Below are 1,542 nucleotides of genomic sequence, written 5' to 3'. Positions count from 1 at the left end.
TCATGAGCCAGTGACAAGTCGAAGAAATAGAGGCTGATCGCGCGGAGCTTCCCGCGAAGGTCCGCGGCACCGGCAGTGATCTCCTCGTAGCCCGCCACGGCGATGTCGAGCCCGGCCTCGGCCGCGAGAACGGCCGCATCCGAGAAATAGCGGTAGGCCGTGGCCTTCGAAATGCCGTGCCGCTCCGCTGCGGCTGCGACGGTGACCGGCTGGCCCTCCTGCATCAGGGTGCGGGCGCCGTCCAGGATTGCCTGGCGGGTTCGTTCCTTCTGGGCCGTCCGCCCGGCACGCGCAGTCATTGCAGTCCTCCGTTATGATACACTTGTCTTATAACGGGACTATGGTATCAATCCTTCCGAGGCGACTCAAGCTCACAGGAGGAAGAAATGGCGACCAGGCCCCGCAAATACGGCGCTCTGAACATCTTGATGCAATTCCACGCCTTTCCGGACGAGGTGCAGGGCAAGTACTGCCTGGTGGAATGCACCGTCCCGGTCGGTGCGGGGGCACCGCCGAACCACCATGCCGGCGAGACGGAGGCCTTCTACATTCTCGAAGGCGAGATCGGCTTCATGATCGAGGGCGAGGAGTGCCTGGCGCGCGCGGGCGACTATGTCGCCATTCCCGATGGCGCCGTGCATGCCTTCCGGGCCGTGGGCGAGGCGCCGGCGCGGGTCCTCGTGCTGAACGCGCCCGGCCAAATGCACGAGGCGTTCTTCACCGGCATCGGCACCGCGCTGCCCGACAGCCAGACCGAGCTGCCGCCCGCCGCCGCGCCTGATATCGCCGCCGTGCTCGCCAAGGCGGGCGAGGTGGGCATGACCATCGTCGGCCCGAACTGACTCCGGGCCGTCCGCCACGCCTGCCGCAGATCGGCGGTCCGGCCAGCCAATCCAGAAAGCGACTGACATGAAATCCATTCCCGCATGCTTTTTCGCCGCCGGCGCCCTCTGCGGCCTTGGCGGCATGCTCTGGGGCATCCAGATGTCCGCCTCCCATGACCACATGCTCTCGCCTGCGCATGGCCATCTGCAGCTTCTCGGCTTCGTGGCGATGACGGTCTTCGGCAGCTACTACGCGCTGACGCCCCGCGCCGCTGAGACCCGCATGGCGGTGCTGCATCTTGCAGCGAGTCTCCTGGCGGTGGCGCTCCTGATCCCCGGGATCGCCCTGGCGATCCTCGACCGGGGCGAGCTTTTGGCCCAGGCTGGATCGCTGGCCGCGGTGCTGAGCATGCTGACCTTCCTCTCCGCCATCCTGCGCTACGGCGTTGGCAGCCCCGTCGGCGGCCGCCAGCATCGCAGGCCGCTGCACGGCGAACCGGTGGCCTGATCGCCCGGGCTGCCGGGCCCTCCTTCCAAGACCTTCCAAAGGCGCGTCCCCGGCCGGGGGCGCGCCTTTCGCATGTCCGGACAGACAAGTGCCCAGTCCGGCACTGGCCGTTCGGGGTCCGGCACCGAGGGCGCTGCCGGAAACAGGAGGAGCTCGAGGTTGTCGTCGGACAGCGCCTCCGGCAGCGGCCAGCCCAGCCCAGCCCAGCCC

Annotated in this window: 3 protein-coding genes; 2 read left to right on the top strand and 1 reads right to left on the bottom strand. The window is 68.0% G+C overall.

Annotated elements, in window-relative coordinates:
• Window positions 1-299 (bottom strand): TetR family transcriptional regulator (locus tag FGX59_RS36840; protein WP_138473472.1); only part of this gene is annotated, 299 nt, incomplete at its 3' end.
• An 87-nt stretch (window positions 300-386) separates the two neighbouring features.
• Between FGX59_RS36840 and FGX59_RS36835 the strand changes: the two genes are divergently transcribed.
• Both FGX59_RS36835 and FGX59_RS36830 read left to right on the top strand, forming a co-directional pair.
• Window positions 387-842, top strand: coding sequence for a cupin domain-containing protein (locus tag FGX59_RS36835; RefSeq protein WP_138473471.1), 456 nt, complete (start codon window positions 387-389; stop codon window positions 840-842).
• Between the two features lie 67 nt (window positions 843-909).
• Window positions 910-1,332, top strand: a complete 423-nt coding sequence (locus tag FGX59_RS36830) for a cbb3-type cytochrome c oxidase subunit I (protein ID WP_240722885.1) — start codon at window positions 910-912, stop codon at window positions 1,330-1,332.
• Window positions 1,333-1,542 lie beyond the last annotated feature (210 nt).

The organism is Poseidonocella sp. HB161398 (assembly GCF_005870025.1).
GTDB lineage: Bacteria > Pseudomonadota > Alphaproteobacteria > Rhodobacterales > Rhodobacteraceae > Mangrovicoccus.
The sequence above is the reverse complement of the archived record's forward strand: the minus strand, read 5'-3'. Positions and strand labels throughout refer to the sequence as shown.

Coding starts and splice junctions, on each gene's coding strand:
- FGX59_RS36835 (WP_138473471.1), top strand. CDS start 387: ATGGCGACCAGGCCCCGCAAATACGGCGCTCTGAACATCTTGATGCAA.
- FGX59_RS36830 (WP_240722885.1), top strand. CDS start 910: ATGAAATCCATTCCCGCATGCTTTTTCGCCGCCGGCGCCCTCTGCGGC.